Genomic DNA, 25,964 nt, shown 5'->3' with positions numbered 1-25,964 from the left:
GACGGACTGTGGCGGTGCCAAGCGTGCTTGGTGTTCACTGGTTCCATGAGAGCCATCTGGAAGGGCGCGATCGCCTTCGGCCTGGTCAATGTTCCGGTCAAGGTCTATTCCGCCACCGAAGACCACGACGTGAGCCTGCACCAGGTCCACGACCACGACGGCGGCCGGATCCGTTACCAGCGGCGCTGCGAGATCTGCGGCAAGGTCGTGGACTACAAGGACATCGCCAAGGCCTACGACGACGGCGAGCAGACCGTGGTCCTGACCGATGAGGATCTCGCGTCCCTGCCGGTGGAGAAGAGCCGGGAGATCGACGTCGTCGAATTCGTGCCCAGCGACCAAGTGGACCCGATCATGTTCGACCGGACGTATTACCTCGAGCCGGATTCGAAGTCGACGAAGTCCTACGTGCTGCTGCGCCGCACCCTGGAGGAGACCGACCGGACGGCCATCGTGCAGTTCTCGCTGCGCCAGAAGACGCGGCTGGGCGCGCTGCGGGTGCGCGGGGACGTCCTGGTGCTGCAGACCCTGCTCTGGGAGGACGAGGTCCGCGAGGCCGCCTTCCCGTCGCTGGATGAGAAGGTGCGCATCTCGGCCAAGGAACTGGAGATGTCCTCCGCGCTGGTGGATTCCTTCAGCTCCGACTTCGAGCCGGCCGCGTTCACCGACGAGTACCAGGAGCAGCTGAAGACGCTGATCGAGGCCAAGCTGGAGAAGGGGGAAACGGTCAGCACCGAGGACACCTTCGGCGAGGACGAAGAGGAGGAGGGCGGCAAGGTCCTGGACCTGATGGAGGCTCTGCGCCGCAGCGTCGAAAAGGGCCGCGGCCGGCGTTCCTCCGGCGGCTCCGCCAAGGACTCCGACGATGCATCGGATGCCAAGGAGGACGACGACGCGAAGGCTCCGTCCCGGTCACGGTCCCGGTCCTCTTCCGGCGGCTCGAAGTCGTCGTCGGGCTCCTCGTCCTCGTCTTCCTCGAAGAGCACCTCGTCGAAGGGGACATCGTCCCGCAGCACGTCCGCCCGCAGCTCCTCGTCCCGGAGCAGCGGCACGAAATCCGGCACCGCGAAGTCGTCCTCCAAGACGGCTACCGGCAAGTCGGGCACCGCCAAGAGCACGAGGACCAGGAAAGGGGCCTGAGCATGTGGCTGAGCAGTTTCTTCAAGGACCGGTTCGGACGGCAGACCATCATTGAGAAGCCGAATGCCCCGCTGCTCGCCGCTGCGGGCTTCGGGGCCGCCTCGCTGATGGCGCTGACTCCCCGCTACCAGACGCTGATGGCGCGTCTGGCCCGCTGGTCCCTGGCGCTGTGGGCGGCGCTGGAGGCGTTCGGCGGGGAAAGCTGGTTCCGCCGCACGGTCGGGGCCTGGACCCTGTCCCGGGTCCTGCTGCCGGGCGACCGCTCCGGCCGCTGACCTGTTCCGGGCCCGCGGCCCCCGGAGCAGGAGCGGCTACTGCCGGTAGCCTTCCACTTCGTCGACCGGGCGGACCTCCGCGTCGTCGGGATTCTCTCCGGCGTCGAGCTTCGCCCGCCGCTGCCGGAGCAGGTCCCAGAGCTGGTCCAGCTGCTCCTCGGTGCGGCGGAGCGTGGCGGCGTGCTCGGGGCCGGCGTCCGGCCCGGCGTCGCGCAGCTCCTGTTCGCGCTCGACAAGGTCCTGGATGCGCTGCTGAATATCGTCAGTGTCCATGACCACACCCTAGCCACACCCGGCGGCCGGGAACCACCCCGCCGGGGCGGGGTGCAGCGGCGCGGCGCGTCAGTCCGAGCCGGTCAGGAACGTCCTGAGCTCGGCGTTGTCCATGATCTGCTGGCGGTATTCGTCGGTCAGCATCTTGAGCATCGATTTTTCGTATTCCTCGTCGGTGGAGGCCACGGCCTCGCCGGCGAAAACCACCCGGAAGTTGTGCGCGAACGCCTCGGCGGCGGTCTGTCCCACACAGTTGTGGGTGGCGACGCCGGCCAGCACCAGGTGCTCCACATTCCAGTTCCGCAGCCGCAGCAGCAGATCGGTACCCACGAAAGCGCTGTCGCGGGTCTTGACCAGGCGGGGCAGCTGTTCATATTCCAATCCGGGAATAAAGTCCGCCTGCTCGCTGCCGCTGAAAATGAAGCCCTGTCCGTCGTCGAGCATGCTCAGCGTCCAGGTGGACCGGTCCTGCTCGTGCTCGGTGCAGACCATGAGGACGGGAACGTCCGCGGAGCGGGCGATGCGGATCAGCTCGTTGGTCTTTTCGACCATCCGCGCCTGGTGCTTCTGCAGCTCAGGGCTTTCAAAGTAGGCATTCTGCATATCGATGACCAGAAGTGCAGTGGACAAGGGATTCCTTCCCGTCGGGCCGGTGGTGCCTCCCAGTCTGCCACTGCCGCCGCACTGCATGCAGCCGCCCCCGGCTGCTGCCGGGGGCGGCTGGTGCAGGATGGACGCGGCCGGACCGGCCGGGCTGCAGGCCTAGTTGGGCACGTAGCCCTCGCCGGAGGGGTAGCCGCCGGTTCCGGCACGTCGGGTGGAGTTGCCCAGGGCAAAGCCCAGGATGATCATGGCCGCCGCCAGGAACAGGTGCAGCCAGTTGTCCGCCTGGTTCAAGGGCACGAAGTTGGCCTGCGAGCCGAGGGGCACCAGCAGTCCGTACAGGAACAGCAGCAGGTACAGGACGCCTGCACCGATCAGGTAGGTCTTCGCGGAGGAGTTGGTGCGCGCCATCCAGAGACCCGCGAAGCCCAGCAGCATGTGGACCACGTTGTGCAGGATCGAAACCTGGAAGACGCCCAGCAGGACGGCGGTGGAATCGGGCCCCGCGAACAGCAGGGAACCGTATTCGGTGGTGAGTCCGGGAATGAACCCGGCCACCCCCAGGACCAGGAAGGCGATGCCGAAGACGATCGCTGCGATCTGTGCTGAGGTACGGCGGGTGGAAAGTCCGCCGCTGCCGCTCTGTGCGTATGACATATCGACTCCCGTGCGTCGGAAATGCGGGCCGGGCGCCCACCGAGCTGGCGCACCCGCGGTGGTGTTTCAACTCTTGCACAGTGCCCGATTCATGGGAAGCATGCTTACTATTGTTCGAAACGAAGGAGGAATAAATGCCGGAGGCACCCAGCAGGGCGATCATCACCGCAGCGGATTCCGGAATCGGCAGGGCGACGGCCGTGGCCCTGGCCCGGGCGGGAATGGACGTGGGCATCACCTGGCATACGGACGAGGAGGGTGCCCTGGGCACCGCGGAGGAGGTCCGGGCCCTGGGGCGGGAGGCGTACACGGCGCAGATCGACACCTCCGATCCGCTCAGCTGCGGTCCGGTCATCGAACAGCTCGCACAGCAGCTCGGCGGGCTGGACGTCTTCGTCAACAATGCCGGAACGGGTGACGGCGAGAAGTTCCTCGAGGTGCCCTTCGACACCTGGATGCAGACCGTCAACACCAACCTCAACGGCGCCTTCGTCTGCCTGCAGACCGCCGCCCGGCTGATGGCCGACGCCGCGCGCGGCGGCCGGATCATCGGCATCACCAGCGTGCACGAGCACCAGCCGCGGGTCGGCTCGGCCGCCTACACCGCCTCCAAACACGGACTCGGGGGCCTCCTGAAGGTCATGGCGCTTGAGCTCGGACAGCACGGGATCACGGTCAACGCCGTCGCTCCCGGAGAAATCGCCACCCCGATGACCGATCAGGACAATGAGGATCCCCGGGCCAAGGACCGCCCCGGCATCCCGCTCGGCCGGCCCGGCGACGCCTGGGAAATCGCCGAGGTCGTCGCCTTCCTGGCCTCCCCCGCTGCGTCCTACGTGACCGGCGCGTCCTGGCCGGTGGACGGCGGAATGCTGCAGATGGGGCCGCAGGGCGGTTCCCACATCACCGCCGCGGACTGGCGGGAGGGCTGACCGCCCCGCCGACCGCTGCCCCCAGGAACCCGCCGGACTCGGAGAGGACCCGATGAAATCCCTTTGGCTCGACACCGCCCCGTCCATTGATACCGACACCTTTGCCCCGGGAGCCAGCTACGACGCCGTCGTGGTGGGCGCCGGGCTGACCGGGCTGACCGCCGCGGTCCTGCTGGCCCGCGCCGGACTGAGCACGGCCGTGCTCGAGGCCCGCCGGGTGGGCGCCGTCACCACCGGCAACACCACCGCCAAGGTCTCCCTGCTCCAAGGCACCACCCTCTCCTCGATCCGCCAGCACCACGACGACGACGCGGTGCGCGCCTACGTCGAGGGCAATCGGGAGGGGCAAAGCTGGCTGCTGCGCTTCCTGGATGAGAACGGCGTCGGATACGACGTCCGGGACGCCTGGACCTACGCGGAGACGGCCAAGGGGCGCCGGAGCCTGGAAGCTGAACGGGATGCCGCGCACGCGGCCGGCCTCGATGTGGAGCTGACCACCGAAACCGAGCTGCCGTGGGCGGTCAGCGGCGCCCTGCGCCTGCCCGGACAGGCGCAGATCCATCCGCTGCAGGCGCTGGCGGCGCTGGCGGCCGAGCTGCGTGCCCGCGGCGGGCAGCTCGTCGAGGGCGTCCGCGTCACCTCCCTGCGGCACGAGGGCGGACAGGCGCGGCTGACCACCGGGTCCGGTGAGGTCTCCGCCGGCAATGTCATCCTGGCCACCGGCATACCGTTCCTGGACCGCGGCGGGTACTTCGCCGCGCTCAAGCCGCAGCGCTCGTACGCCGTCGCCCTGCCCACCACCGGCCGGGTGCCGCAGGGAATGTACCTGTCCGTCGACTCCCCGAGCCGCTCCCTGCGGACCGCCGCCGTCGACGGGACGGAGTATCTGCTGACAGGCGGCAACGGCCATACGGTGGGGCGGCACCGCCACACCCGGGACCTGGTGGACGACCTCACCGGCTGGACCGTCGACCGTTTCCCGGTGCTGGCCGAGCGCAGCTACGCCTGGTCCGCCCAGGACTATTCCCCCGCCTCCAAGATGCCGTATGTCGGCAGGGTTCCGCTGGGCGGGGGCGACGTCTATGCCGCCACCGGCTACAACAAGTGGGGCATGACCAACGCCGTCGCGGCCGCCCTGGCGCTTTCGGCGCAGATCCTCGGCGGCCGAAACGATTGGGCGGCCCGGCTCTACAAGCCGCAGCTGGCGCCGCGCGACGCGGCTGCCGGCGCCGGCTACAACGCCGAGGTGGGCCTGTCCATGGTCACCGGGTGGGCCGGCGGCCTGCTGCGGACCACCGATGAGCCGCCCGTCGAAGGCGAAGGCGTCGTTGCCCGGGAGAACGGGCAGCCGGTGGGCATCTGCACGGTCAACGGAGTCACCAGCCGGGTCTCGGCGATCTGCCCGCACCTGAAGGGCGTGCTGAACTGGAACGACGCCGAGCTGTCGTGGGACTGCCCGCTGCACGGTTCCCGCTTCTCCGCCGACGGCACCCTGCTGGAAGGTCCGGCCACCAAGGGACTGGAACCGGCCTGAGGCCGCTGCGCTGCCCGCCTGACACGACGAAGCCCGGCCCCCTGAGGAGGCCGGGCTTCGTACCGGGGTAACTACAGGCCGGCCCGCGGCCCGCCGGACTCCGGGTCATCCATCGCCGGGTCGGCGGAGGGAGCCGCGTGGAGTCCGCTGCCGGTGGCGGCCGCGGTGCCGGTGCCCGCTGCAGCCGCACCTGAGGCGGGAGCCGGGCCGGATCCGGTGGCGGCATTGCCGGGGGCGTCCACGTTGCCGCGCCAGGCGCCGGTTTCGGACCCCCTTGACTCAATGAACTCCTTGAACCGGGCCAGGTCGGACTTCACCTGGCGGTCGTCGGCGCCGACCAGGTGCCCCAGCTTCTCCGTGAAGGTTTCAGGATCCCAGTCGAGCTGGACGGTCACCCTGGTCTCAGTGTCACTGAGGCGGTGGAAGGTCACGACGCCGGCATGAGACTTTCCGTCGACGCTCTTCCAGGCCACCCGCTCGTCCGGGTGCTGCTCCGTAATTTCGGCGTCGAACTCACGTTCCACACCGCCGACCTTGGTCTTCCAGTGGGTCATGGTGTCGGCGGTCTGGGTCACGGACTCCACGCCGCCCATGAAATGGGGGAACGACTCGAACTGCGTCCACTGGTTGTAGGCGGTGGTCACGGGGACTGCGACGTTGATTGATTCTTCTACGGTGGTCATGCACTTCCCTCCGATAGTGGAAATCTCAGTGCAGAGGCCTTTCCGGCCCCTCGCCTGACACGCTATCCAAAGTAAGTAGCCTTATCAACATTTGATAAGCTTGCTTAGGCAGGTTCCCTTACGGGCAGAACCGTTCGCATGAGTGGAGGAAAAAATGAAGGCATCCGAAACACTGACCACCAATCTGCAGGCCGTCCTCGTTGACCTGATCGAACTGCATCTGCAGGGCAAGCAGGCGCACTGGAACGTCGTGGGACGCAACTTCCGGGATCTCCACCTGCAGCTGGACGAAATCATCGAAGATGCCCGCACCTTCGCGGACGAACTGGCCGAGCGGATGCGCGCCCTCCAGGCCGTGCCGGACGGCCGCAGCCGGGCCGTCGCCGAAGGCACCTCGCTGCCGCCGTTCCCCGCGGGCCTGGTCAGCACGCGGGACACCGTCGCCCTCGTCGTCGCCATGCTGAACGCCGTGGTGAACCGGATGCGGGACGTGCACGACCAAGTGGACGAGGAGGATCCGACCACCGCGGATATCCTGCACGGTTTCATTGCCAAGCTTGAGCAGTATGCCTGGATGGTCGATGCCGAGAACATCGAACCGACGGCGGACGTGGTGACGCCGGAGGGCATGGCCACCCAGCCCACCGAGTAGTCCGTCTCCGGCCGCAGGGGCGGGCACCCCGCACGCGCGGGCCCGCCCCTCCGGCTCTCTCTCCCGGGGGCAAGGATCAGTCGCCGATGGCGGAGCGGACCTCGTCCAGCAGCCGCGCGGTATGGTCCTGGGCCTCCGCCGGCCGGCCCTCCGAGATTGCACGCGCAATGAGTTCGTGCCGGTGCACCGCCTGGGCGGGTGCGGCCGGCATCAGGCCCTGGCGGGTACGGCCCTCCAGGACCTCACGCACCACATAGTCGAGCGAGGCGAAGAGCTCGTTGCCGCTGCTGCGCAGCAGCAGCGTATGGAACGCTATGTCGGCGGCCAGGAAGTCCTCCCCGCCCCCGGCGGGGCCGGTCCGGCGCATCCGTTCGGCCAGTTCGACCAGGAGGGCACGCTCCTCCAGCCCGGCGCTGCGGGCCGCGCAGGCGGCTGCGGCGGGTTCAACCGCAGCCCGCAGCTCGGTCAGGCTGCGGAACTGGCTTGCCCTGCCCCGCCCGGACAGACGCCAGCGCATGATCCGCGCGTCGAGCACATTCCAGCGCTGGGCGGGCTGCACGACCACCCCGATCCGGCGCTTCGAGTACACCAGGTTGAGGGTCTCAAGGGTCCGGATGCTCTCGCGCACCACGGTGCGGGAGACGAGGTATTCCTCCTGCAGCGATTCGAGGGTCAGCCGGTCCCCCGGGCGCAGCGTCCCCTCGATGATGCGCCGGCCCAGGGCCTCGATCACGCCTTCGCTGAGGACGGCTGCCGGCGCAGCTGTCGCGGATCCGCGCAGTTCCACCCGATACCCCTCTTCCGTCATCGGTCCCCGCCGCGGACCCCGCTGTTCACAGTAGTCCGCGGCAATGCGGCAGGCCACTCTATGGTGATACCTTTGTCACGGATCGCGGTGCCTGCCGACACGCGTCGTCCGCAGCAGGCTGAGCAAGGAGATGACCATGGAGGTTACCCCGCAGCACGTGGTCGTCATGGGCGTATCCGGCTCCGGAAAAACAACCATCGCCTCGTGCCTCTCCGAGCACCTCGGCTGGATTGCGGCGGAGGCCGACGAGTTCCACTCCGCCGCAAACATCGCGAAGATGACCTCGGGAATCCCCCTCACCGATGACGACCGCCGCCCGTGGCTGGCCGCGATCCGGGACTGGATGAGCATCCAGGCCCGGCATGGACGCTCCACCATCGTCACCTGCTCCGCCTTGAAGCGGTCCTACCGGAACGAGCTGCGCACTGCGGAGGGAGACGTCCATTTTGTGCACCTTTCCGGTGCCCCGGAGGTCCTCCGGGAACGGATGAAGACCCGCAGCGGGCACTTCATGCCACCGGCGCTGCTCACCTCCCAGCTCGCCGCCCTGGAGCCGCTGGACCCGACCGAGCCGGGCATCACCGTCGACATCATGCTGACGCCTCCGGAGATTGCCCAGGACATCCTGCAGCGGCTGAAGCTCCCGCAGAACCGCTGACCGTTCCGGCCTGCCCGGCCGTTTTGTCAGTGCCGCATGTGAAGATCATCTGGTGCCGATCCCGGCACAGCATCAATGTACGTCAGAAGGATCACCGCACCATGATGGGTGGCCACCACGCCGCGAGCGGGGCAGCGGCTTGGGTCGCCGTTGCCTCCACCGCCCCCTTTGCCCTTGGCTGGTACCCGGTCGATCCGCTGGGCATCGTCAGCGGCGCCCTGCTTACGGCAGGGGCCGCCCTGCTGCCGGACATCGACCACCGCAGCGGAACGATTGCGCACGCCCTGCCCCCGGTGACCACCGTCCTGGCCCGGCTGGTCGAGCATTTCAGCGGCGGCCACCGGCGCGGGACCCACTCCGTGCTCGGTGTGTTCGCGTTCACCGCGCTGGCGGCGGCGCTCGGCCGCATCACCGCCGATGTCCCGGTCCTGGGCAGCGTCGCGGTGGGAGCCGGGCTCCTGTCCGTGCTCCTGATGGGCTTTGCGCTCAAGGCGCTGAAGATCGCCGGAGGGCCGGTCCGCAGCTGGGTCCTGGCCCTGTCGCTGTCACTGTTCGTCGCCGTCTACGCCCCGGAGAACAATGTCTGGCTTCCCCTGGCGGTCGGACTCGGCGTGGCGGCCCACATCGTGGGGGACCTGCTGACGCACCAGGGAGTCATGCTGCTCTGGCCGTTTCGGCTCAAGCGGCCCCGGGCCCTGCAGCGCGTTCCCGGCATCAACAGGATCTGGCGCAGCAGCGGCTGCGTGTCGCTGCCGCTGATCGGGCGGGCAGGCTCCTGGCGCGAGTGGATGCTCATGGTTCCCGTCAGCCTGTACGCCGTCTACGGCACCGTCCATGCCCTCCTCGGCGGAGTGCGGATCTGGCTGTCAGCCTAGTCAGTCCTGGTGCAGCTGGATGTAGTTGCCGCAGCCGTCGTCGAAGACCGCCTGGGTGCCCAGGGCGTCGGAGGTGGGTTCGCCGGTGAACCTCACGCCCAGGGCCGTCAGCCGGTCCACCTCGGCCGCCAGGTCGTCCACCCCCAGCACGACCGCCGGCAGGCCCAGGGCGTAGAGGCCGCTCCGGTACGCCTCGGCGACCGGGTTGTCGCTGGGCTCCAGCAGCAGTCCCGGACCTGTGGGCTCCTCGGGGGAACGAACCACGAAGAGGTTGTACTCCGGCATGACCATCAGCGGTTCGAAGCCCAGCGTTCCGGTATAGAACTCAAAGGCGGCCGCCGGATCCGTGACGTGGATGCTGCTCATCTTGATTCGCATGGGCACACGTTACCCAACACCGTCCCCAAATCCGCGCCGCACCAGGGCGTTCCGGTGACTTCACCACGCGGAGGGGCTGCGGTTCATCGCCCCCGACGCCGGGGCGTCGCTCCTCCCGAGCCCCGCCCGCCCCGCCCGGCACCGCGGCCCGACCGGGGGCCTGCGGCTGTCCCCGTGCCCTTTCCCCTGCTCTTGGCGCCGGTGCCCTTGGCAGTGCTCTTATCAGTGCTCTTATCAGTGCTCTTACCGCTGCGTGGAGCCTCCGCCGAGGGCTGGCGGGAACTGTTGGCGGTGCGCCCGCGGACCACCCCAACAAATTCCTGGATATCGTCGCTGTCGGCGTCCTCGGGCCAGGCCAGGACGATACGGGTGGCCGCGGCGTCGCGCACCGGCCGTGCCACCACGTCCCGCCGGGCGTGCAGGCGGGCCACCGACATGGGCAGCAGCATCAGGCCGGCACCCGAGGCCACCACTTCGATCCCCGGGCCCGCGCCGCCCATCTCCGCCGGGTCCAGCAGTGTTTCCCCGGCCAGCGCGGCGAGGTCGAGTTCATCGAACAGGGAGAGTTCATGGTCACGGGGGGCAACCACCACCGGCTGCTCCACATAAAGAGGTACGGCGCTAAGTCCCCCGGGCCGGGCATATCCTTCCGCCGGGAAACGCAGGAAGGCAAGGTGCGCCCCGCCGCTGCGCAGCATGGCCTCCGCTGCCGTTTCCTCGGCCTGGAACGCGTCAAGGGGACGGTCCGAGCGCTCCCGCCAGCGGCCCAACCATTTGCCCGGGGTCACTCCCGGAACGTAGGCCACGCGGAGCGCGGCGGGATCTGATTCAGTCTTGGCGGCCACCCGTCAACTTTCCCACACCGGCGCCCTGTCTCCCGCCGTCCCGGACAAAGGGGGAACCCGCCGGAGCACGGCCGGTCCCGCGCCCGATACCCTTGCCGTATGAGTTCCTCCAAGAGCCAGCCGGCCATGAAACCGGCAACGGCCGCCAAGAAACTGGGCATCTACCTGCCCGCCGCACCCGCAGACTTCCAGGACAGCCCGCTCACCCGTGAGCAGTTCCTGGCCCTGCAGTCCGACCCGCCCGAGTGGCTCACCGAGCTGCGCCGCAACGGCCCGCACCCCCGGCCCGAGGTCGCCCGCAAGCTGAACGTGTCGATCAGCGGACTGACCCGCGGCGGCATCACCGAGGCCCTGACCACGGAGCAGATCAAGGCACTGCTGGCGGATCCGCCGGCATGGCTGGTCGAAGAGCGTGCCACCTTCGCTGCCGTGCGTGAAGAAGAGCGCCGCCTGCGGGAGAAGGCCGCTCAGGATGCCACGGACCGGAAGAAGCAGGCACCCGGACGCTGACCGGCTGTCCGGGACGGCGCACCGCCCCGTCCCGGACCCGCACGGTGCCGCCGGGGTCCGCAGACCGGCACGGTACCGCCGAGCTGGCGCGGCACCGTGAGACGGCCGGACATAAAAAAATCACCCCGGCCGAAGCCGGGGTGATTCCCTGTTGGTGCGCGAGGGGGGATTTGAACCCCCACGCCCTTTCGGACACTGGCACCTGAAGCCAGCGCGTCTGCCGTTCCGCCACTCGCGCAAGTGAACTCCCGCGGCTACGATGTGCAATCGGTCTCCCTGCCGGATATCAGCCGACTGGTCGAACCTCTGCGTTTCCGTTTCCTCGGGAACAGCAGAATCAAGCATACAGAACTTTTTCCGAAACGCCTAAACGAGCCCAAAACCCCTTCCGACAAGGGGCTCAACGAGCCTTCCCGGCGCCGGAGAGGCGCTTGGCGGAGCCCGTTTCCGCGGACAGGAGAGCAGGCGCGGCGTCAAGGGCAGTGCCGGTTTCGGCGGTACCTTGTTGAGACACGTGAGCGCGGACCCCAGTAGTATCGGAATAGGTGTACCAGTGCCGGACCTGCGCCGCCTCCGCTTGAGGCGGAGCGGCGGGCCGGCATCCATCAGCTGTGAGGATTGTGGAAGGAGGCGAACATGGGCTTGCTCGACAACGTTGAGCGCGGCATTGAACGGGTCGTCCGCAGCGCCTTCTCCACCGGATCATCCGGCCGGGTGGAACCGCTGGAACTGGCCACCGCTTTGCGCCGGGAGCTGGATGAGCGCTCCTACACGGTGAGCCAGGGCCGCGCCCTCGCCCCCAACGTCTTCACGATCCGCCTCGCCGACTCCGATTTCTCGCGGGCCCAGGAATGGGGCGCGCCGCTGGCGGAGGAGCTGTGCGACGTCATCATCAAGCATGCCCGCAGCCAGTCCTACACGCTGCAGGGCCCGGTCCGGGTGTCCTTCACCCGTGATTCCTCGCTGCGGGGCGGCAGCATGGAGATCGATTCCTCCTCGGAAAAGTCCACCCGGGCTGCGGCAACGCCTCCGCACCGCCCCTCCCCGCCGGCGCCCCGGCAGAGTCCGGCCAGGATGCAGCCGGTGCTGGACATCAACGGGCAGCGCTATTCGATCAATGCATCGTCGGTGGTCCTGGGCCGTTCCTCCGAGGCCGACATTATGGTCGACGACACGGGAGCCTCCCGGCGGCATCTGGAAATCAGGGCCGGCGGCGGGACGATCCGCGCCGTGGACCTCGGATCCACCAACGGCAGTTACGTGAACGGCCAGCGAATCCGCGGCGAGGTCCGGCTGGAGGACGGCGCGGTCATCACCATGGGCCGCACCCGCATCACGTTTCGGCTGCTTCCTGTACCGACCGGGGGACACTAGTGCTTGATGAACTGACGGTCACGCTGCTCCGCTATGGCTTCCTGCTGTTGCTCTGGATCCTGGTGCTGTCCGTGGTGGCTGCGATCCGGCGTGACCTTGTCGTCGGCGCCCGCAACCGCACCGCGGCGCCGAGTGCCCGTCAGCTGCGCCGCAACCCCGAGCTGCAGGCGCAGGCACCGGCACCAAGGACGGCGCCGACCCGCCTGGTGGTGACCGAAGGCCCGCTGCGCGGCACCTCGCTTGACCTGGCGGCGAGCCCCATCCTGCTCGGCCGCGCCCAGGAGGCCACGTTGGTCCTGGAGGACGACTATGCCTCGGGCCGGCACGCCCGGCTCTTCCCGCAGGGCAGCCGGTGGTTCATCGAGGACCTGGGCTCCACCAACGGCACGTTCCTCGGCGAAAACCAGCTCACCCGGGCACAGCCCGTGGAACCCGGCGTCCCGATCCGGATCGGTAAGACGGTCATCGAATTGAGGCCATGACCATGGGTATGGTCCTCAGGTACGCCGCGCGCTCCGACGTGGGCATGGTCCGTACCAAGAACGACGATTCCGCTTACGCCGGCCGCTACCTGGCCGTCGTGGCCGACGGCATGGGCGGGCACGCCGGCGGCAACGTGGCCTCCGCCTCCACCGTCCTGGACCTGGTGCATCTCGACCGCCCGGAGCAGGACGGTCAGCCCCTGACCGTCCTGGCCGACGAGATCCAGGCCGCAAACTCGCTGCTGTCCGAGCTCGTCACCACCAGCCCCCAGCTCTCCGGCATGGGCACGACCGTCACGGCCCTGCTGCTGCACGGCAACAGCTTCGCCTTCGCCCACATCGGCGATTCCCGGGCCTACCGGCTGCGCGACGGGGTTTTCGAACAGATCAGCATCGACCACACGTTCGTGCAGCGCCTCATCGACGAGGGCCGGCTCCGCCCGGAGGAAGCGGAGATCCACCCGCACAAGAACGTCCTCATGCGTGTCCTGGGCGACGTCGACGCGAGCCCCGAACTCGATCTGGCAACCTTCGACGTCGTCCCCGGCGAAAAATGGCTGCTCTGCTCCGACGGGCTGACCGCCGTCCTGCGCGAGGAGGAGATCGAAGCGGTGGTCCGGTCGACTCCGGACCTGCAGGAATGCTGCGACACCCTGGTCGAGCTGACCCTTGCCGGCGGCTCCCCCGACAACGTGACCGTCGCCGTCATCGAGCCGGTGCCGGAGTCCGAAGCCGAAGCAGCGGCCGTCGCCGCTGCCTACGCCGGCCATGCCCCCGACGCGCCGGCTCCGGGCGGAGCACATCCCGCCGCCGGCCCCGCTGCGGCACGTGAGGCAGCGCCCGGGGACATTGACTGGCAGCCCGCCGCCCGGGCCCGGACGGCCTCCGAGGACGACGCCGACGATGCCCGGGGCGAGGCTGCCGGTGACGGCGGCGACAGCGCCGAGGATGACGCCGCCGCCGAGGCGGCACGGGTCGCCCTGATCCGCCAGGACCTGCAGTCCCGTCCGCACGTCCTGGTGGGAGCGGCCGCGCTGGCCACCGAAACCGGCCAGATTCCCATCGTTGCGCGCCAGTCCGCCGACCGCCGCGCCGCCCGCATGCTGATGCACAAGCCGGAGTCGGAGACGGAGCAGGAGCCGGCAGCACCACGGCGCCGCCGGCCACGCTGGCTGATACCGGCGATCCTCACCGTGCTGGCCGTCCTGCTCGCCGGCGTGCTTTGGGTGGGCTACGCCTGGACCCAGACCCGCTACTACGTGGGGTCGCAGGACAACCGCGTGGCGATCTTCAACGGGGTGTCCCAGACCGTCGGGCCGATCAAGCTGAGCCATGTCTCCGAGGTCTCCGACATCACCGTGGACAGCCTGCCCGAGTACTCCCGTGACCGGGTGGAGCGGACCCTGCCCGCCAGGGACCTGGAACACGCCGAACAGATCGTCGAAGAGCTCCGCGGCACGGCCCGTGCGGCCCTGGCCTGCCCGCCCGCCGAGGGCGGGGCGGAGGACAACCGTGCCGAGGCCTCCGCCCCGGCGTCCGCCTCCCCCAGCCGGGCACCGGAGGACGCCGAAGCGCAGCCTTCCCCGGACGCCGGCGCCGCCGACCAGTGTGAGGGGCAGCAGTAATGTCCGATCTCCTGACCGCTCCGAAGCCGAGGCGCAACATCGAGGCCCTCCTGCTGCTCGTCGCCCTCGCCGTGGGCGTGGGCGCCAACTTCCTGGTCACAGTTGACCAGGAAGGCAGCTTCAGCCGGGACTTCTGGCTCCAGGCGGGTACGCTCGGCGGCCTCGTGGTGGTCTTCCACATCGTGCTGCGCTTCCGGGCAAAATATGCCGACCCGGTAATACTTCCGCTGGTGACCGCGCTGAACGGCATCGGACTGGCCATGATCCACCGGCTGGACCTTGTGTCCGGGGACACCGCGGCGGACCGCCAGCTGCTCTGGACCACCCTCGCAGTGGCCGCGTCCATCGTGGTGCTGTTTGTCCTGCGGGACCACCGCATCCTGCGGAGGTTCACCTACATCTCGCTGATCGTCAGCGCCGTCCTGCTGCTGCTGCCGCTGACTCCGCTCGGCGTGGAGATCAACGGCGCCCGGATCTGGATCAGCCTCGGCTTCGGTACCTTCCAGCCCGGTGAAATCGCCAAGATCACCCTGGCCATCTTCTTCGCCGGGTATCTCTCCACCAACCGGGACCTGATCCTGCTGGCCGGCCGCAAGGTCGGGCCGCTCCAGCTGCCGCGGTTCAAGGACATGGGCCCCATGGTGGTGGCCTGGCTGGTCAGCATCGGCGTCCTCGTGTTCCAGCGCGACCTCGGGTCCTCCATCCTCTTCTTCGGCCTGTTCATGGCCATGATCTACGTCGCAACCAGCCGCGTCAGCTGGGTGCTCATCGGGCTCAGCCTGGTGGCCGTCGGCGGCCTGGTCGCCATGCAGCTCTTCAGCCACGTCGCTCTGCGCATTGACGGATGGATCAACGCCTTCGATCCCGAGGTCATCGAGCGGCCGGGCGGCAGCTGGCAGGTCGTCCAGGGCCTCTTCGGCCTGGCCAGCGGCGGGCTGACCGGCACCGGGCTGGGCGAAGGCCGCCCGGACCTGGTCACCTACGCAAACTCTGACATGATCATCGCCGCGCTGGGCGAGGAGCTTGGCATGATCGGCCTGTTCGCCATCGTGCTGATGTACGTGCTGCTGGTCTCCCGCGGCTTCCGCGCCGCCCTGGGAACCCGCGACGGATTCGGCAAGCTGCTGGCCTGCGGCCTGTCCTTCACGATCGCCCTGCAGTGCTTCGTCGTCATCGGCGGCGTGACCCGGCTGATCCCGCTGACCGGCCTCACCACGCCCTTCATGTCCGCCGGCGGGTCGTCCCTGCTGGCGAACTGGATCATCGTGGCCCTGCTGCTGCTGATCTCCGAGGCCTCGCGGCGGCCGGCGGTGTCCGGGCCCCTCGACTCCGAAATGGTCCCGGCGCTGCCCGGCGCCGGCACGCCGGCACTGGCCCGGCCGCGCACTCAGGAAGCAAGGGAGGCAGACCGGGCATGAACCAGGCAATCCGCAACAGCTGGGTCGTCGCCCTGGCAATGTTCGTCCTCGTCCTCGGGTCGCTGACCTATGTGCAGTTCTTCGCCGCCGAGGAGCTGGGGGAAATGACCCCCTACAACAGCCGCGGCGTGTACCAGGACTTCGGCCGGGACCGGGGCTCCATCCTTGTTGAAGGCGTCCCCGTGGCCGAGTCGGTGCCCTCCGACGACGAGTTCAAGTTCCAGCGGGTGTACAACTCCCCCGAGCTGTATTCGCATCTGACCGGCTACTTCTCGCTGGCCCACGGCAACACGCAGCTGGAGAGCGCCATGAACGACTATCTGGCCGGCACCAGCAATGAGCAGTTCTACGAGCGGCTGGTCCAGCTGTTCACCGGCGGCGAGGCGCAGGGCGCCTCCGTGGAGCTGACCATCGATCCGCAGCTGCAGCAGATGGCCTATGACCTGATTCCGGACGGGCAGCGCGGATCCATCGTCATGCTTGATCCGAAGACCGGCGACATCCTGGCGATGGTCTCCAAGCCCTCCTACGACACCAACCTGCTGGCCGGGCACGACACCGGCGTCGTGACGCAGAACATGGACGAACTGCTGGCGGTTCCGGGCCTCTCCCCCTATCTCAACCCCGCCACGCAGTCCCTGCTGGCCCCCGGGTCCGTCTTCAAGCTGGTGGTCGCGGCCGCCGGGCTGGAGTCGGGCAGCTATGACGCGGATTCGGTGATTCCCAATCCGCAGGAACTCCCGCTGCCCGGTACCAACATCGCCCTGCCGAACTTCGTCAACGGCGCCTGCGCCAGCCGGACCGAGGCCGACCTGCAGTTCGCCCTGGAGCAGTCCTGCAACACGGTCTTCGCGCAGATGGCCTGGGAGCTGGGCGAGGGCGCCCTCGCCGAGCAGGCCAAGCTGTTCGGCTTCGACACCTCCATCAACATTCCGACCCGCGTCGAGGCCAGCCACTTCCCCGCCGAGCAGGACCAGGCGCAGCTGGCGCTGTCCTCGATCGGCCAGGGCAGCGTGACCGCCACGCCGCTGGAGGTCGCGATGATCTCCTCCGCGATCGCCAACAACGGCGTGCAGATGAAGCCGAACCTCATCCGCACCGTGCGTGCCTCCGACCTCTCCGTCATCGAAGAGCCGGACCCCGAGGTCCTCAACACCTCGGTGAGCCCGGAGACTGCCCGGCAGCTCACCGAGTGGATGGTGGACGTGGTTGAGCGGGGCACTGCGACCTCCGCCCAGGTTCCCGGCTTCACGGTCGCCGGCAAGACCGGCACCGCCGAGGTCGAAGGCCGCGGCGACAACGCCTGGTTCACCGGCTTCGCCCCGGCGGACGACCCGCAGGTGGCCATCGCCGTCGTCATGGAGGACGTCGACCTGGCCACCGGTGCACAACTGACTACTCCAAGCGCTCAAAAACTCCTAGAGGCGGTGTTGAACAAGTGAGGCCTACATCGGGTATCACCTTAGGCGGCAGGTTCCAGCTGACCGAGCGGATCGCGATCGGCGGCATGGGCGAGGTCTGGAAGGCCCGCGACCAGGTCCTCGGCCGCATCGTCGCCATCAAGATCCTCAAGGAGGAGTACACGGGTGACCCCGGGTTCCTGAACCGGTTCCGCGCGGAGGCGCGGCACACCGCCCTGCTCAACCACGAAGGCATCGCCAACGTCTACGACTACGGCGAAGAGGAGGGCTCGGCCTATCTGGTGATGGAGCTCGTGCCGGGTCTGCCGCTGTCGACGATCATCGAACGTGAACGGGTGCTGTCCCCGGACCGCACGCTCTCCATCATCGAGCAGACCGCTGCCGCCCTGCAGACCGCCCATGAGCGCGGGCTGGTCCACCGGGACGTGAAGCCGGGCAACCTGCTGATCCTTCCGGACGGCAGGGTGAAGATCACCGACTTCGGCATCGCCCGCCTGGCCGACCAGGTGCCGCTGACCGCGACCGGTCAGGTCATGGGCACCGCCCAGTACCTGGCCCCGGAGCAGGCCACGGGCCAGCAGGCCACCGGGTCCAGCGACATCTATGCCCTTGGCGTGATCGGTTATGAGCTGCTGGCGGGCACCCGCCCGTTCAGCGGCGAATCGCAGATCGCCATTGCCCTGGCCCAGGTCAACGACACCCCGCCGCCGCTTCCCGACACCATCCCCGCGCCCGTGCGCGCCCTGATCATGTCGATGCTGGCCAAGGACCCGGCCGACCGCCCGGCCGACGCCGCCGCCCTCGCCAAGGCTGTCGCGGCCATCCGGCGCGGCGACATCGCCGCTGCGCAGGCCGCCGTGCCCGGAATGCTGGCCTTTGGCGCCGCCGACAGCGGAGCCGTGACCGCTCCCGTGCCCACCACCGGCACCTCGGCCACCCAGGTGGTCGGCTCCGCCGCGCCGTCCACGTCCGCCCTGCCCACCGTGGCCGGGGCGTCGGTGGCCGCCGACACCGGCAGCCTGGAAGCGTCCCGCGAGTGGACCGACGAGGAGATCGACGACGACGGCGCCCTGCCGCCCGAGCAGGATGACCGTCAGGACGGGCGCAGCCGGCGCTGGCTGATTCCGCTGATCGTGGTGCTCGTGCTGCTGCTGGGCGGGCTCGTCACCTGGCTTGCCCTGGCCTCGAACACCGCGGACACGGACAACGATCCCGCTCCCAGCAGCCCGGCCGCGACCAGCCCCAGCGCGGCGCCGTCGAGCCCCTCGCCCGAGGAGACCACGCCCAGCGAGGACGCCAACGAGGTGACCGTCAGCGCTGCCGGCTACACCGGCCGCAACATCAACGAGGTGGCCGCCGAGCTGACCAACCTGGGCCTGCAGGTCGATGCCCAGCGCGTGCCCTCGTCCACGGTGGCTGAGGGCATCGTCATGGATGTGCGCCCCGAAGGCGTCCTGAACCGCGGCGACGTCGTCACCGTCATCGTTTCCTCCGGCCCCGAGCTGGCCACCGTGCCCAGCGTCGTCGGGCTCAGCGAGGTCGAGGCCCAGGCTGCCATCGGCGAGGCCGGACTGGTGCCGATCAACGGCGGCACCGAGACTTCCGACCAGCCGGCCGGAACCGTCATCCGCACCTCCCCGGCGGCGAACCAGAGCGTCGAAGCCGGCAGCAACGTGACCTACTTCGTCTCGTCCGGCCCGCGGGAGACCAGCGCGCCCCAGCCGTCGCCGACGCAGCCGACCCAGCCGGCCCAGCAGTCCGAACCCAATGACGGCAGTACGCCATGACCGAAGACTACGGATACCGTCAGCCCACCATGAAGGCCGACCGGGTGCTGAACGGGCGCTACGAGGTCAGTGAGCTGATCGGGCGCGGCGGCATGGCGGACGTCTACCTGGGCCGGGACGTCCGGCTGGGCCGGACGGTGGCCATCAAGGTGCTGCGCCCGGACCTGGCGCGGGACCCCCTGTTCCAGTCCCGCTTCCGGCGCGAGGCGCAGGCCGTGGCCGGCCTGAACCACCAGGCGATCGTCTCCGTGTACGACACGGGTGACGAGGTGGCCGACAACGCCGGTCCGGACGACATCCGGCTGCCGTTCATCGTCATGGAGTACGTGGCCGGGCAGACCCTGCGGGACCTGATCAAGGCCGGGGACATCACGCCCCGGGACGCGGTCGGCTACATGCTCGGCGTGCTGTCCGCGCTGGAGTACAGCCACCGGGCGGGAATCGTCCACCGCGACATAAAGCCCGCCAATGTCATGGTCAGCCCGCACGGCCAGGTCAAGGTCATGGACTTCGGCATCGCCCGCGCCATTGCGGACTCCGCCGCCACCATGACGCAGACCCAGGCCGTCATCGGCACCGCACAGTACCTCTCCCCCGAACAGGCCCGCGGCGAGACCGTGGACGCGCGCAGCGACCTCTACTCCGCCGGCTGCCTGCTGTACGAGATGCTCACCGGGCGCCCGCCGTTCATCGGTGACAGCCCGGTCTCGGTGGCCTACCAGCACGTCCGCGAACAGCCTCCGGTGCCCAGCTCCCTGAAGCCGGGCATCTCCGCCCAGCTGGACCGGATCCTGCTCCGCGCGCTGGCCAAGGACCGCAACGACCGGTTCCAGGACGCCCGCGAGTTCAGCCTGGCCCTCGAGGCTGCGGCCCGCGGCGAGGAGCCGATGACCGCGGCCACCGAGGCGATCGCCGTCGCCCCGGCCCAGCCCGTCCCGGAGGCTGCGGAGGAACCGCAGACCCGGGCGATGGCCAGGGTCATGGCCGGCGGACCGCTGACCAGCCAGTCCCCGGCCGCCGACGCCGACGACGACGGCTCCCGGGGCGGCGGCGCGCGTGCCGTGACAGCCACCCGGGACCGCGATCCGCAGCGCCGTGACCGGCGGCGGGCCTGGGTCACCACCCTGCTGGTGCTGCTGGCCCTGCTGCTGACGGCGGCGGGCGTCCTGATCTACAACCTGCTGACCTCCGCCGAGCCGGAGGCCACGACCGCCGTCGTGCCCGACGTCGCCGGCATGAGCCAGACGGACGCACAGAACGCCATCACCGGTGCCGGGTTCAATGCGCCCATGATTGAGCAGGACTACCACGACACGGTGGAAAGCGGCTACGCAATCGGCACCAAGCCCGGCGGCGGCACGGACACGCCCCTGGACGGGCGGATCACGCTGCTGATCTCCCAGGGCCCGGCGGAGGTGACGATCCCGGAGGACCTGATCGGGATGACCGAGCCCCAGGCGCGGGATGTCCTGCGCAGCCTGGGCCTGCAGGGCGGAACGACCACCACGGCCAACAGCGCTTCGGTTCCCGAGAGCCGGGTCCTTTCCAGCGGCCCGGAGCCCGGCACCTCCGTCGCGACCGGCTCCACCGTCGATCTGGTGCTCTCCACGGGCCAGGTCACCCTTCCGGACCTGGTCGGCATGAGCCGCGCGCAGGCCGAGGAGGTGCTGGCGAACACCGCATACCAGCTCACCGTCACCATCAGCGAGGTGGAGAACGCCGAGGTGCCGGCCGGCACGGTCGTCGACCAGTCCGTGGCGGCGGGAACCGATGTCCCCCAGGGCAGCAGCATCTCCCTGACCGTGGCCAAGGCGCCGGTGACCCCGTCACCCAGCCCCAGCCCGAGCGCCACCGAGCGCGGCGACGACGACTGACCCGATCCGTTCGCGGCTGAGCGCCTCCCGGTGATCCGGCGGGGCGCTCAACCGTTTCGGAGGCCGGCCCGCTCCGCCTCGGTGGACATCAGGGGGCTCAGGCCCGCGGCCCGCTCCGCTGCTCCAGCCAGGCCCAGGGACTCCAGCCAGGTGCCGAGCATCTGGTAGCCGCCCTCCGTGAGCACCGACTCCGGATGGAACTGGACGCCCGACAGGGGCGCCGTGCGGTGGCGCAGCCCCATGATGATCCCGCTGGGGGTCCGGGCGGTCACTTCGAGGTCGGCCGGCACGCTGTCGGCGACGGCGGCCAGCGAGTGGTAGCGGGTGGCGGTCAGCGGCGACGGCAGGCCCTGGAAGACGTCGGCGCCGGCGTGTTCGACCTGCGAGGTCTTGCCGTGCATCAGCTCCTCGGCATGGGTGACCGTGCCGCCGTAGGCCTCGGCCAGCGCCTGGTGGCCCAGGCAGATCCCCAGCATCGGCTTGCCGACCTGACCGCACCAGCGGATCAGCTCGATGCAGACCCCGGCCTCGCCGGGAGCGCCGGGACCGGGAGAGACCAGGACGCCGTCGTGCCGGCCGGCCAGCTGCAGGACGTCGGCTGCGCCCAGCTCATCGTTGCGGATCACGGTGGTTTCGGCACCCAGCTCCTGCAGGTAGCCCACCAGGGTGTAGACGAAGCTGTCGTAGTTGTCGACGACGAGGATGCGGGTCATGATCAGGAACCTTCAATGGTGGAATCGGTAAACGGACTGAGGAAGCTGAACTCGGCCAGCCAGGGAAAGACATAGGTCATCAGGGCCAGCACGGCCGCGGCCGCCAGCAGGACGGCCGTCAGGATCCGCACCCACAGCGGGCCCGGCAGGCGCCGGAAAATCCATCCGTACATCTTAACTCTCCGTTCCTCAGCCGGCCCGGCCGGCGACCCGCGCCACCTGATCGGCAATTTCCTGCGGCGGCCCGTCCTGCAGCGGCTGCCAGGAGTCGAGCGCGGCATAGGCGATGATGCGTTCCTGGGAACCGAATCTGGGGTTGCAGGAGGTAAGCGTCAACAGCCGTTCCACCGGCTCTGCCTGCGGCCGGGTCGGGACCGGAGCGATCACGTCCACCCGGTCCGGCATGACGATCTCGCTGTTGCGGTACACGTAGCGGTAATAGCCCTCGGCGGTCTGGACATAGATGCTGTCGCCGGGCACCAGCGTGTGGATGGCGTCCAGTACCTGGCCGTGGGTCTGCCGGTGGCCGGCGAGGGCGACGTTTCCCACCGCTCCGGGCATGGCGGTGTCCGGATAGTGGCCCAGGCCCAGGTTGTCGAGCACGTCGCCGCCCACGCCGGAGGTCAACGGCCGCGCGTAGTCCTCCCCGAACCGCGGAATGTAGACAATGCCGAAGGTGGTGCCCGCTGCAACGGGATCGGAAACCTGCGGCTCCCGGTCCCCGGCAGGTGCCGGCGCCGGGTCAAGCGGCACCTCGAACTGCTCGACAAGCCCGCTCACGGCGTCGGCCTGCTGCCGGTTGGAGTCGATGTTGGTCCACCACAGCTGCCAGACGACAAACAGCACCAGGAGGATTCCGGCGGTGATCAGCAGCTCCCCCACGGCCTGGACGGCCATTCCGGCAAGGCTGCGCCTGGGCTTCGGCCGGGCAGCCGTGCGGCGGCCCGTGCTGGTGGCGCTCACGCGCACCCCCTCCTTCCCGGCGCACCGGGCTGCTCTCGGGATGGTGACCCTGGGCGGGCGCGGATTCGCTAGGATAAACGAAGCGTTACGGCTTCAGCGTCGCCCCCTGCAAGGATAGCTTCCGGCGCGGCACTTCCGGCAAAGCCGTTTCGCCCGCAACGAGAAGCCGGCACCGTGCCGGTTCTGCTAGGAGGATGCGTGCCCGAGTCGAAGCCCCGCAAGAAGCCGGTCCCGGCGAAGGCAGACCGCAAGCCGGCTGCCGAGCCCGGGCCCAACCCCGTCTGGTTCAAGCCGGTCATGTTCGGGCTCATGCTGATTGGGCTGGTGTGGATCCTCGTGTTCTACATTTCCGAAGGCCGCTACCCGGTGCCGGCCTTTGGTTCCGGTAACATCCTGGCCGGGTTCGGCATCGCGATCGCCGGCTTCCTGATGACCACCCGCTGGCGCTGACCCGTCCCGGCCTCGGCGATGCCCGTCTCCTTCCGGAGACGGGCATCGCCGTTTAATCCGCCTGCGGCGAACTTCTGTACACACCGTGTGCACAGAGTTATCCACAGGTGTGTATAGAACTGTGGGATCTGGAACCAAAAACCGCGCCGTTGCTGGGAAGCAGGGTTATCCACAGCTGTGGAATTACATGTGTGTAAGTCTGGACAGCCTCTGGATAACTAGGTTATCCACAGAATTGTGGATAAGTCCTGTGGATACCTGTGTATAGCTGTGGACAGTCCCCCGGACCGCCTTCCGGCCGTTCCCGCCCGTCACGGCGGTCCTTTCCCCGGCTGGCGCCGTTTCCTAGGCGCTCGAACGACACGCCTGTAGTTATTAACACTGTTGGTAACCCTGTGGATAAGACTTTCTAACGGGTGTGGGTAAGTCTGTGGATGAAGCGCGGCTCAGCCCAGGCCCCCGGCCAGGGCGCCGTACAGGGCCTCCACGCGGATCAGTCCTCCGACGAGGATGACGGCGGTGATCCCGGCGAGTCCCAGGCACTGGATCAGGGTCCGGTGCCGGCCGCGGGGCGCGTATCCGAGGACGAGGGCGCAGGCCAGGCCCGTGACCAGCCCGCCGACGTGCGCCTGCCAGGAGATATTGGGGTAAAAGAAGCCCAGGGCGAGGTTGATCGCGAGCAGGACCACAATGCCGCGGATGTCACCACCCTGGCGCCGCTGCAGGATCAGCAGCGCCCCAAAGAGCCCGAAGATGGCCCCCGAGGCGCCCAGCACCGGAGCCAGCGGGTTGCCCAGCAGCAGGACTCCGAGCGAACCGCCCAGGGCCGAGATGAGGTACAGCGCGATGAACCGGCTGCGTCCCAGCATCGGTTCCATGGCCCGTCCCAGGAACCACAGCGCATACAGGTTGAACGCAATGTGCAGCACCGAACCGGTGGAGTGCAGGAAGGCGGAGGTGAGCACCGTCCACGGTTCGAATCCGGTGAGCAGCGGCCGGTACCAGAACCGCTCGGTGAAGCCGGGAACCACCCATTGCAGGATGTAGGCGGCGGCACAGAGGGCCATGAGCGTGTAGGTGACCACCGGGCGTCCCCCGCGCACCGTTCCGCCTACGGCCGTGCGGTACCTCGGTGCCTGGGCGCCGGCCTGGCGGAAGCAGTCCACGCACTGGATGCCCACCGGAGCCGCATGCTGGCATTCCGGGCAGGCAGCCCGGCCGCAGCGCTGGCAGCGGATGTAGCTGATCCGGTCCGGGTGCCTCGGGCACACGGGTGCCTGGGACGCCTCAGACTCAGCGGGAACTCCATAGGACATGTTCGTACTCTCCCGAATGGACGAAAAGCCCCGGCCGGAGGAACCGGCCGGGGCTGTGGCGGCAGCGTTAGAGCTGTTCCACGGTGATGTTGTTGATGACTACGTCTTCGGCCGGCTTGTCGCGCATGTCGGTGGCGACGGCGTTCAGGGCGTCGACGACGGCCTTCGACTCATCGTCCGCGACCTCGCCGAAGATGGTGTGCTTGCCCTGCAGCCAGGTGGTGGGCACCGAGGTGATGAAGAACTGCGAGCCGTTGGTGCCGCGGCCCATCTGGATGCCCGCATTGGCCATGGCCAGCTTGTAAGGGGCGGTGAAGTCGAGATCGGGGCTGATCTCGTCGTCGAACTGGTAGCCGGGACCGCCGGTGCCGCGGCCCAGGGGGTCGCCGCCCTGAATCATGAAGTCCTTGATGATCCGGTGGAAGATGGTGCCGTCGTAGAGCGGACGGCTGGTCTTCTCGCCCGTGGCGGGATCGGTCCACTCGATTTCGCCCGTCGCAAGGCCGACGAAGTTCCGCACGGTCTTCGGCGCGTGGTTGCCGAAGAGGTTGACGCGGATATCGCCCATCGACGTGTGGATGGTCGCTTTTGCGGTAGGAATAGCAGTCATAGGGCCATTCTTCCACGCGGTGTCCGGCGAACGGCCGAAAACCGCCCGTTCCGCGCAGAGTGAAAAGCTCCCCGGGCAGGGCCCCGATAGCACTGCCCGGGCAATGCACGTAGGCTAGCGGTGAGTCGTCACTATCCGGGAGGTTAGTTTTGAAGAAGAAGGACACCATCGCCCGCGATCTGCAGGCCAATGTCACAGCGGGCGTCGGCACCGCCCGCGAGTGGGCGGCCCCCAAGGTGGAAAGCGCCGTGGGCTGGGCGGTTCCCCGCATTGAAAAGGGCATCGAGACCGCGTCCCCCAAGATCCAGGACGGCCTGAAGCGCGCCGCCGATGAGATCGCCATGGGCGTTGCCGCGGTCACGCCGAAGCTGCAGGACGGCCTCCAGAAGGTCGGGCCGCGGATCAGCTCCGCCGTCGACGAGGCGGCGCCGAAGATCCAGCACACCCTGGACCGCGCCACTCCCGCTCTCAGCCATGCCAAGGACCGGGTGGTCGACGACTACCTGCCGGCCCTGTCCAAGGGCCTCGGAGACGCCTCCGACTCGGTGACCCGTACCCTCGGCACCGCGGCCGTGCCCGTGCAGACGGCCACCGCCAAGCTGACCGGCAATAAGAAGGCCATGAAGCAGGCGGCCAAGGCTGCGAAGAAGGCCGCAAAGGCCGAGAAGGGCAAGGGCAAGGGCTGGCTGATCTTCGGGATCGCCGCCGCAGCGGTGACTGCCGCCGTCGCCGCCTGGCGTGCCTCCCGCCCGGTCGAGGACCCCTGGAAGACTCCGGCGCCGGCTGCCCAGCGGCCCACCGTGGCCTCGTCGCCGGCGGCCCCGGCGCCGGCAGCTCCCGCCGCACCGGCCGTGAAGGAGGAGGCGCCGGCGAAGGCTGAGGCACCGGCTCCCAAGCCGGCGGCGAAGCCTGCGGCTGCCGCCAAGCCGGCCGCCGCGTCCAAGGCCACCGAGGGACTGGCCGGCAACGGCACCGCGGACAAGGCCGAGGCGGGCAAGGCCGAGGCGGGCAAGCACTCCGCTGCGGCCGCGGACAAGCCGGCCAAGCCCTCCGGAGCCCACGCCGACAAGCCCTCCAAGTAGGAGCGCGGTCGTCCTCCGGGACGCTG

General features: G+C 69.0%; 28 protein-coding genes, 1 tRNA gene and 1 pseudogene. 17 read left to right on the top strand and 13 right to left on the bottom strand.

The genetic code is table 11. The features are described 5' to 3' along the window. Positions 1-45 precede the first annotated feature (45 nt). Together ku and AC5RV6_RS06200 are read left to right on the top strand one after the other, a co-directional pair. Positions 46-1,140: a non-homologous end joining protein Ku gene (gene ku / locus AC5RV6_RS06205; protein ID WP_494006395.1), complete on the top strand. Its 1,095-nt coding sequence runs from the start codon at positions 46-48 to the stop codon at positions 1,138-1,140. A 2-nt stretch (positions 1,141-1,142) separates the two neighbouring features. Beyond that, a complete protein-coding gene (locus AC5RV6_RS06200) occupies positions 1,143-1,415 on the top strand; it encodes a hypothetical protein (RefSeq protein WP_494006394.1) in 273 nt (90 codons plus the stop codon). Between the two features lie 36 nt (positions 1,416-1,451). On the opposite strand, the gene AC5RV6_RS06195 is transcribed toward AC5RV6_RS06200, so the two are convergent. From AC5RV6_RS06195 to AC5RV6_RS06185, 3 genes are all read right to left on the bottom strand, one after another. After that, a complete protein-coding gene (locus tag AC5RV6_RS06195; RefSeq protein WP_494006393.1) occupies positions 1,452-1,688 on the bottom strand; it encodes a DUF2630 family protein in 237 nt (78 codons plus the stop codon). Between the two features lie 69 nt (positions 1,689-1,757). Continuing rightward, entirely contained in the window at positions 1,758-2,318 is a 561-nt protein-coding gene (locus AC5RV6_RS06190) for a cysteine hydrolase family protein (RefSeq protein WP_494006392.1), read from the bottom strand. 132 nt (positions 2,319-2,450) lie between these two features. Beyond that, positions 2,451-2,948 carry a DUF4383 domain-containing protein gene (locus AC5RV6_RS06185; protein ID WP_494006391.1) on the bottom strand — a complete coding sequence of 166 codons (498 nt, stop codon included), beginning with the start codon at positions 2,946-2,948 and terminating at the stop codon, positions 2,451-2,453. A 134-nt stretch (positions 2,949-3,082) separates the two neighbouring features. Between AC5RV6_RS06185 and AC5RV6_RS06180 the strand changes: the two genes are divergently transcribed. Beyond that, on the top strand, positions 3,083-3,880 hold the full coding sequence (locus AC5RV6_RS06180; RefSeq protein WP_494006390.1) for an SDR family oxidoreductase: 798 nt from the start codon (positions 3,083-3,085) through the stop codon (positions 3,878-3,880). 52 nt (positions 3,881-3,932) lie between these two features. Beyond that, complete coding sequence (locus AC5RV6_RS06175) at positions 3,933-5,414, top strand: FAD-dependent oxidoreductase (protein ID WP_494006389.1); 1,482 nt, start codon at positions 3,933-3,935, stop codon at positions 5,412-5,414. A gap of 239 nt (positions 5,415-5,653) precedes the next feature. Here AC5RV6_RS06175 and AC5RV6_RS06170 read toward each other — a convergent pair. Beyond that, a pseudogene (locus AC5RV6_RS06170) lies at positions 5,654-6,097 on the bottom strand (SRPBCC family protein); the annotation flags it as partial. Positions 6,098-6,251: 154 nt separating this feature from the next. On the opposite strand from AC5RV6_RS06170, the gene AC5RV6_RS06165 reads away from it, so the two are divergent. Then, a complete protein-coding gene (locus AC5RV6_RS06165; RefSeq protein ID WP_494006388.1) occupies positions 6,252-6,749 on the top strand; it encodes a Dps family protein in 498 nt (165 codons plus the stop codon). A gap of 76 nt (positions 6,750-6,825) precedes the next feature. On the opposite strand, the gene AC5RV6_RS06160 is transcribed toward AC5RV6_RS06165, so the two are convergent. After that, entirely contained in the window at positions 6,826-7,536 is a 711-nt protein-coding gene (locus AC5RV6_RS06160) for a FadR/GntR family transcriptional regulator (protein WP_494006387.1), read from the bottom strand. Between the two features lie 157 nt (positions 7,537-7,693). Between AC5RV6_RS06160 and AC5RV6_RS06155 the strand changes: the two genes are divergently transcribed. Then, a complete protein-coding gene (locus tag AC5RV6_RS06155) occupies positions 7,694-8,215 on the top strand; it encodes a gluconokinase (protein ID WP_494006386.1) in 522 nt (173 codons plus the stop codon). Positions 8,216-8,316: 101 nt separating this feature from the next. Then, complete coding sequence (locus tag AC5RV6_RS06150; RefSeq protein WP_494006385.1) at positions 8,317-9,090, top strand: metal-dependent hydrolase; 774 nt, start codon at positions 8,317-8,319, stop codon at positions 9,088-9,090. On the opposite strand, the gene AC5RV6_RS06145 is transcribed toward AC5RV6_RS06150, so the two are convergent. Beyond that, positions 9,091-9,468: a VOC family protein gene (locus tag AC5RV6_RS06145; protein WP_494006384.1), complete on the bottom strand. Its 378-nt coding sequence runs from the start codon at positions 9,466-9,468 to the stop codon at positions 9,091-9,093. Between the two features lie 83 nt (positions 9,469-9,551). Next, on the bottom strand, positions 9,552-10,313 hold the full coding sequence (locus AC5RV6_RS06140; RefSeq protein ID WP_494006383.1) for a LysR substrate-binding domain-containing protein: 762 nt from the start codon (positions 10,311-10,313) through the stop codon (positions 9,552-9,554). Between the two features lie 99 nt (positions 10,314-10,412). Here AC5RV6_RS06140 and AC5RV6_RS06135 point away from each other — a divergent pair, with 99 nt between their 5' ends. After that, complete coding sequence (locus tag AC5RV6_RS06135) at positions 10,413-10,823, top strand: DUF5997 family protein (protein WP_494006382.1); 411 nt, start codon at positions 10,413-10,415, stop codon at positions 10,821-10,823. Positions 10,824-10,975: 152 nt separating this feature from the next. Here AC5RV6_RS06135 and AC5RV6_RS06130 read toward each other — a convergent pair. Next, positions 10,976-11,061, bottom strand: a tRNA-Leu gene (locus AC5RV6_RS06130). A 398-nt stretch (positions 11,062-11,459) separates the two neighbouring features. Here AC5RV6_RS06130 and AC5RV6_RS06125 point away from each other — a divergent pair. From AC5RV6_RS06125 to pknB, 7 genes are read left to right on the top strand one after another with little or no spacing between them, the layout of a single operon-like run. Beyond that, complete coding sequence (locus tag AC5RV6_RS06125; protein ID WP_494006381.1) at positions 11,460-12,197, top strand: FHA domain-containing protein; 738 nt, start codon at positions 11,460-11,462, stop codon at positions 12,195-12,197. Continuing rightward, positions 12,197-12,679 (top strand): FHA domain-containing protein FhaB/FipA, encoded by a 483-nt coding sequence (locus AC5RV6_RS06120; protein WP_494006380.1) that lies wholly within the window; start codon positions 12,197-12,199, stop codon positions 12,677-12,679. Before AC5RV6_RS06125 ends, AC5RV6_RS06120 begins: the two co-directional genes overlap by 1 nt. Next, positions 12,676-14,304 carry a PP2C family protein-serine/threonine phosphatase gene (locus AC5RV6_RS06115; RefSeq protein ID WP_494006379.1) on the top strand — a complete coding sequence of 543 codons (1,629 nt, stop codon included), beginning with the start codon at positions 12,676-12,678 and terminating at the stop codon, positions 14,302-14,304. The genes AC5RV6_RS06120 and AC5RV6_RS06115 overlap by 4 nt, the downstream gene beginning before the upstream one ends. Then, positions 14,304-15,722: an FtsW/RodA/SpoVE family cell cycle protein gene (locus AC5RV6_RS06110; protein ID WP_494006378.1), complete on the top strand. Its 1,419-nt coding sequence runs from the start codon at positions 14,304-14,306 to the stop codon at positions 15,720-15,722. Before AC5RV6_RS06115 ends, AC5RV6_RS06110 begins: the two co-directional genes overlap by 1 nt. Beyond that, positions 15,719-17,164, top strand: a complete 1,446-nt coding sequence (locus AC5RV6_RS06105; protein WP_494006377.1) for a peptidoglycan D,D-transpeptidase FtsI family protein — start codon at positions 15,719-15,721, stop codon at positions 17,162-17,164. The genes AC5RV6_RS06110 and AC5RV6_RS06105 overlap by 4 nt, the downstream gene beginning before the upstream one ends. After that, positions 17,161-18,930: a protein kinase domain-containing protein gene (locus AC5RV6_RS06100; RefSeq protein WP_494006376.1), complete on the top strand. Its 1,770-nt coding sequence runs from the start codon at positions 17,161-17,163 to the stop codon at positions 18,928-18,930. The genes AC5RV6_RS06105 and AC5RV6_RS06100 overlap by 4 nt, the downstream gene beginning before the upstream one ends. Then, positions 18,927-20,804 carry a Stk1 family PASTA domain-containing Ser/Thr kinase gene (pknB, locus tag AC5RV6_RS06095; protein WP_494006375.1) on the top strand — a complete coding sequence of 626 codons (1,878 nt, stop codon included), beginning with the start codon at positions 18,927-18,929 and terminating at the stop codon, positions 20,802-20,804. The genes AC5RV6_RS06100 and pknB overlap by 4 nt, the downstream gene beginning before the upstream one ends. 47 nt (positions 20,805-20,851) lie before the next feature. On the opposite strand, the gene AC5RV6_RS06090 is transcribed toward pknB, so the two are convergent. The 3 genes from AC5RV6_RS06090 to AC5RV6_RS06080 are packed head-to-tail and all read right to left on the bottom strand — an operon-like array spanning position 20,852 to position 22,414. Continuing rightward, on the bottom strand, positions 20,852-21,523 hold the full coding sequence (locus AC5RV6_RS06090) for an anthranilate synthase component II (RefSeq protein WP_494006637.1): 672 nt from the start codon (positions 21,521-21,523) through the stop codon (positions 20,852-20,854). Further along, positions 21,520-21,690 (bottom strand): hypothetical protein, encoded by a 171-nt coding sequence (locus AC5RV6_RS06085; RefSeq protein WP_494006374.1) that lies wholly within the window; start codon positions 21,688-21,690, stop codon positions 21,520-21,522. The genes AC5RV6_RS06090 and AC5RV6_RS06085 overlap by 4 nt, the downstream gene beginning before the upstream one ends. Positions 21,691-21,706: 16 nt before the next feature. After that, on the bottom strand, positions 21,707-22,414 hold the full coding sequence (locus AC5RV6_RS06080) for a class E sortase (RefSeq protein ID WP_494006636.1): 708 nt from the start codon (positions 22,412-22,414) through the stop codon (positions 21,707-21,709). Positions 22,415-22,678: 264 nt separating this feature from the next. On the opposite strand from AC5RV6_RS06080, the gene AC5RV6_RS06075 reads away from it, so the two are divergent. After that, a complete protein-coding gene (locus AC5RV6_RS06075; protein WP_494006373.1) occupies positions 22,679-22,930 on the top strand; it encodes a cell division protein CrgA in 252 nt (83 codons plus the stop codon). A 446-nt stretch (positions 22,931-23,376) separates the two neighbouring features. Here the strand turns inward: AC5RV6_RS06075 and AC5RV6_RS06070 are convergent, their stop codons facing one another. Both AC5RV6_RS06070 and AC5RV6_RS06065 read right to left on the bottom strand, forming a co-directional pair. Beyond that, positions 23,377-24,111 carry a rhomboid family intramembrane serine protease gene (locus AC5RV6_RS06070; protein ID WP_494006372.1) on the bottom strand — a complete coding sequence of 245 codons (735 nt, stop codon included), beginning with the start codon at positions 24,109-24,111 and terminating at the stop codon, positions 23,377-23,379. 202 nt (positions 24,112-24,313) lie between these two features. Next, positions 24,314-24,856, bottom strand: coding sequence for a peptidylprolyl isomerase (locus tag AC5RV6_RS06065; protein ID WP_494006371.1), 543 nt, complete (start codon positions 24,854-24,856; stop codon positions 24,314-24,316). Positions 24,857-25,005: 149 nt separating this feature from the next. On the opposite strand from AC5RV6_RS06065, the gene AC5RV6_RS06060 reads away from it, so the two are divergent. Then, a complete protein-coding gene (locus AC5RV6_RS06060; RefSeq protein WP_494006370.1) occupies positions 25,006-25,938 on the top strand; it encodes a hypothetical protein in 933 nt (310 codons plus the stop codon). Positions 25,939-25,964: the final 26 nt, after the last annotated feature.

This window comes from Arthrobacter saudimassiliensis, assembly GCF_059090665.1.
Note: the sequence above shows the minus strand (reverse complement) of the source record. Positions and strands in the feature narration are given on the sequence as shown.

Bases quoted from the DNA above. Each gene is read 5' to 3' on its own strand.
- ku (WP_494006395.1), top strand. From the start codon at position 46: ATGAGAGCCATCTGGAAGGGCGCGATCGCCTTCGGCCTGGTCAATGTT.
- AC5RV6_RS06200 (WP_494006394.1), top strand. From the start codon at position 1,143: ATGTGGCTGAGCAGTTTCTTCAAGGACCGGTTCGGACGGCAGACCATC.
- AC5RV6_RS06195 (WP_494006393.1), bottom strand. From the start codon at position 1,688: ATGGACACTGACGATATTCAGCAGCGCATCCAGGACCTTGTCGAGCGC.
- AC5RV6_RS06185 (WP_494006391.1), bottom strand. From the start codon at position 2,948: ATGTCATACGCACAGAGCGGCAGCGGCGGACTTTCCACCCGCCGTACC.
- AC5RV6_RS06180 (WP_494006390.1), top strand. From the start codon at position 3,083: ATGCCGGAGGCACCCAGCAGGGCGATCATCACCGCAGCGGATTCCGGA.
- AC5RV6_RS06175 (WP_494006389.1), top strand. From the start codon at position 3,933: ATGAAATCCCTTTGGCTCGACACCGCCCCGTCCATTGATACCGACACC.
- AC5RV6_RS06165 (WP_494006388.1), top strand. From the start codon at position 6,252: ATGAAGGCATCCGAAACACTGACCACCAATCTGCAGGCCGTCCTCGTT.
- AC5RV6_RS06155 (WP_494006386.1), top strand. From the start codon at position 7,694: ATGGAGGTTACCCCGCAGCACGTGGTCGTCATGGGCGTATCCGGCTCC.
- AC5RV6_RS06150 (WP_494006385.1), top strand. From the start codon at position 8,317: ATGATGGGTGGCCACCACGCCGCGAGCGGGGCAGCGGCTTGGGTCGCC.
- AC5RV6_RS06145 (WP_494006384.1), bottom strand. From the start codon at position 9,468: ATGCGAATCAAGATGAGCAGCATCCACGTCACGGATCCGGCGGCCGCC.
- AC5RV6_RS06135 (WP_494006382.1), top strand. From the start codon at position 10,413: ATGAGTTCCTCCAAGAGCCAGCCGGCCATGAAACCGGCAACGGCCGCC.
- AC5RV6_RS06125 (WP_494006381.1), top strand. From the start codon at position 11,460: ATGGGCTTGCTCGACAACGTTGAGCGCGGCATTGAACGGGTCGTCCGC.
- AC5RV6_RS06115 (WP_494006379.1), top strand. From the start codon at position 12,676: ATGACCATGGGTATGGTCCTCAGGTACGCCGCGCGCTCCGACGTGGGC.
- AC5RV6_RS06110 (WP_494006378.1), top strand. From the start codon at position 14,304: ATGTCCGATCTCCTGACCGCTCCGAAGCCGAGGCGCAACATCGAGGCC.
- AC5RV6_RS06105 (WP_494006377.1), top strand. From the start codon at position 15,719: ATGAACCAGGCAATCCGCAACAGCTGGGTCGTCGCCCTGGCAATGTTC.
- pknB (WP_494006375.1), top strand. From the start codon at position 18,927: ATGACCGAAGACTACGGATACCGTCAGCCCACCATGAAGGCCGACCGG.
- AC5RV6_RS06085 (WP_494006374.1), bottom strand. From the start codon at position 21,690: ATGTACGGATGGATTTTCCGGCGCCTGCCGGGCCCGCTGTGGGTGCGG.
- AC5RV6_RS06080 (WP_494006636.1), bottom strand. From the start codon at position 22,414: ATGGCCGTCCAGGCCGTGGGGGAGCTGCTGATCACCGCCGGAATCCTC.
- AC5RV6_RS06065 (WP_494006371.1), bottom strand. From the start codon at position 24,856: ATGACTGCTATTCCTACCGCAAAAGCGACCATCCACACGTCGATGGGC.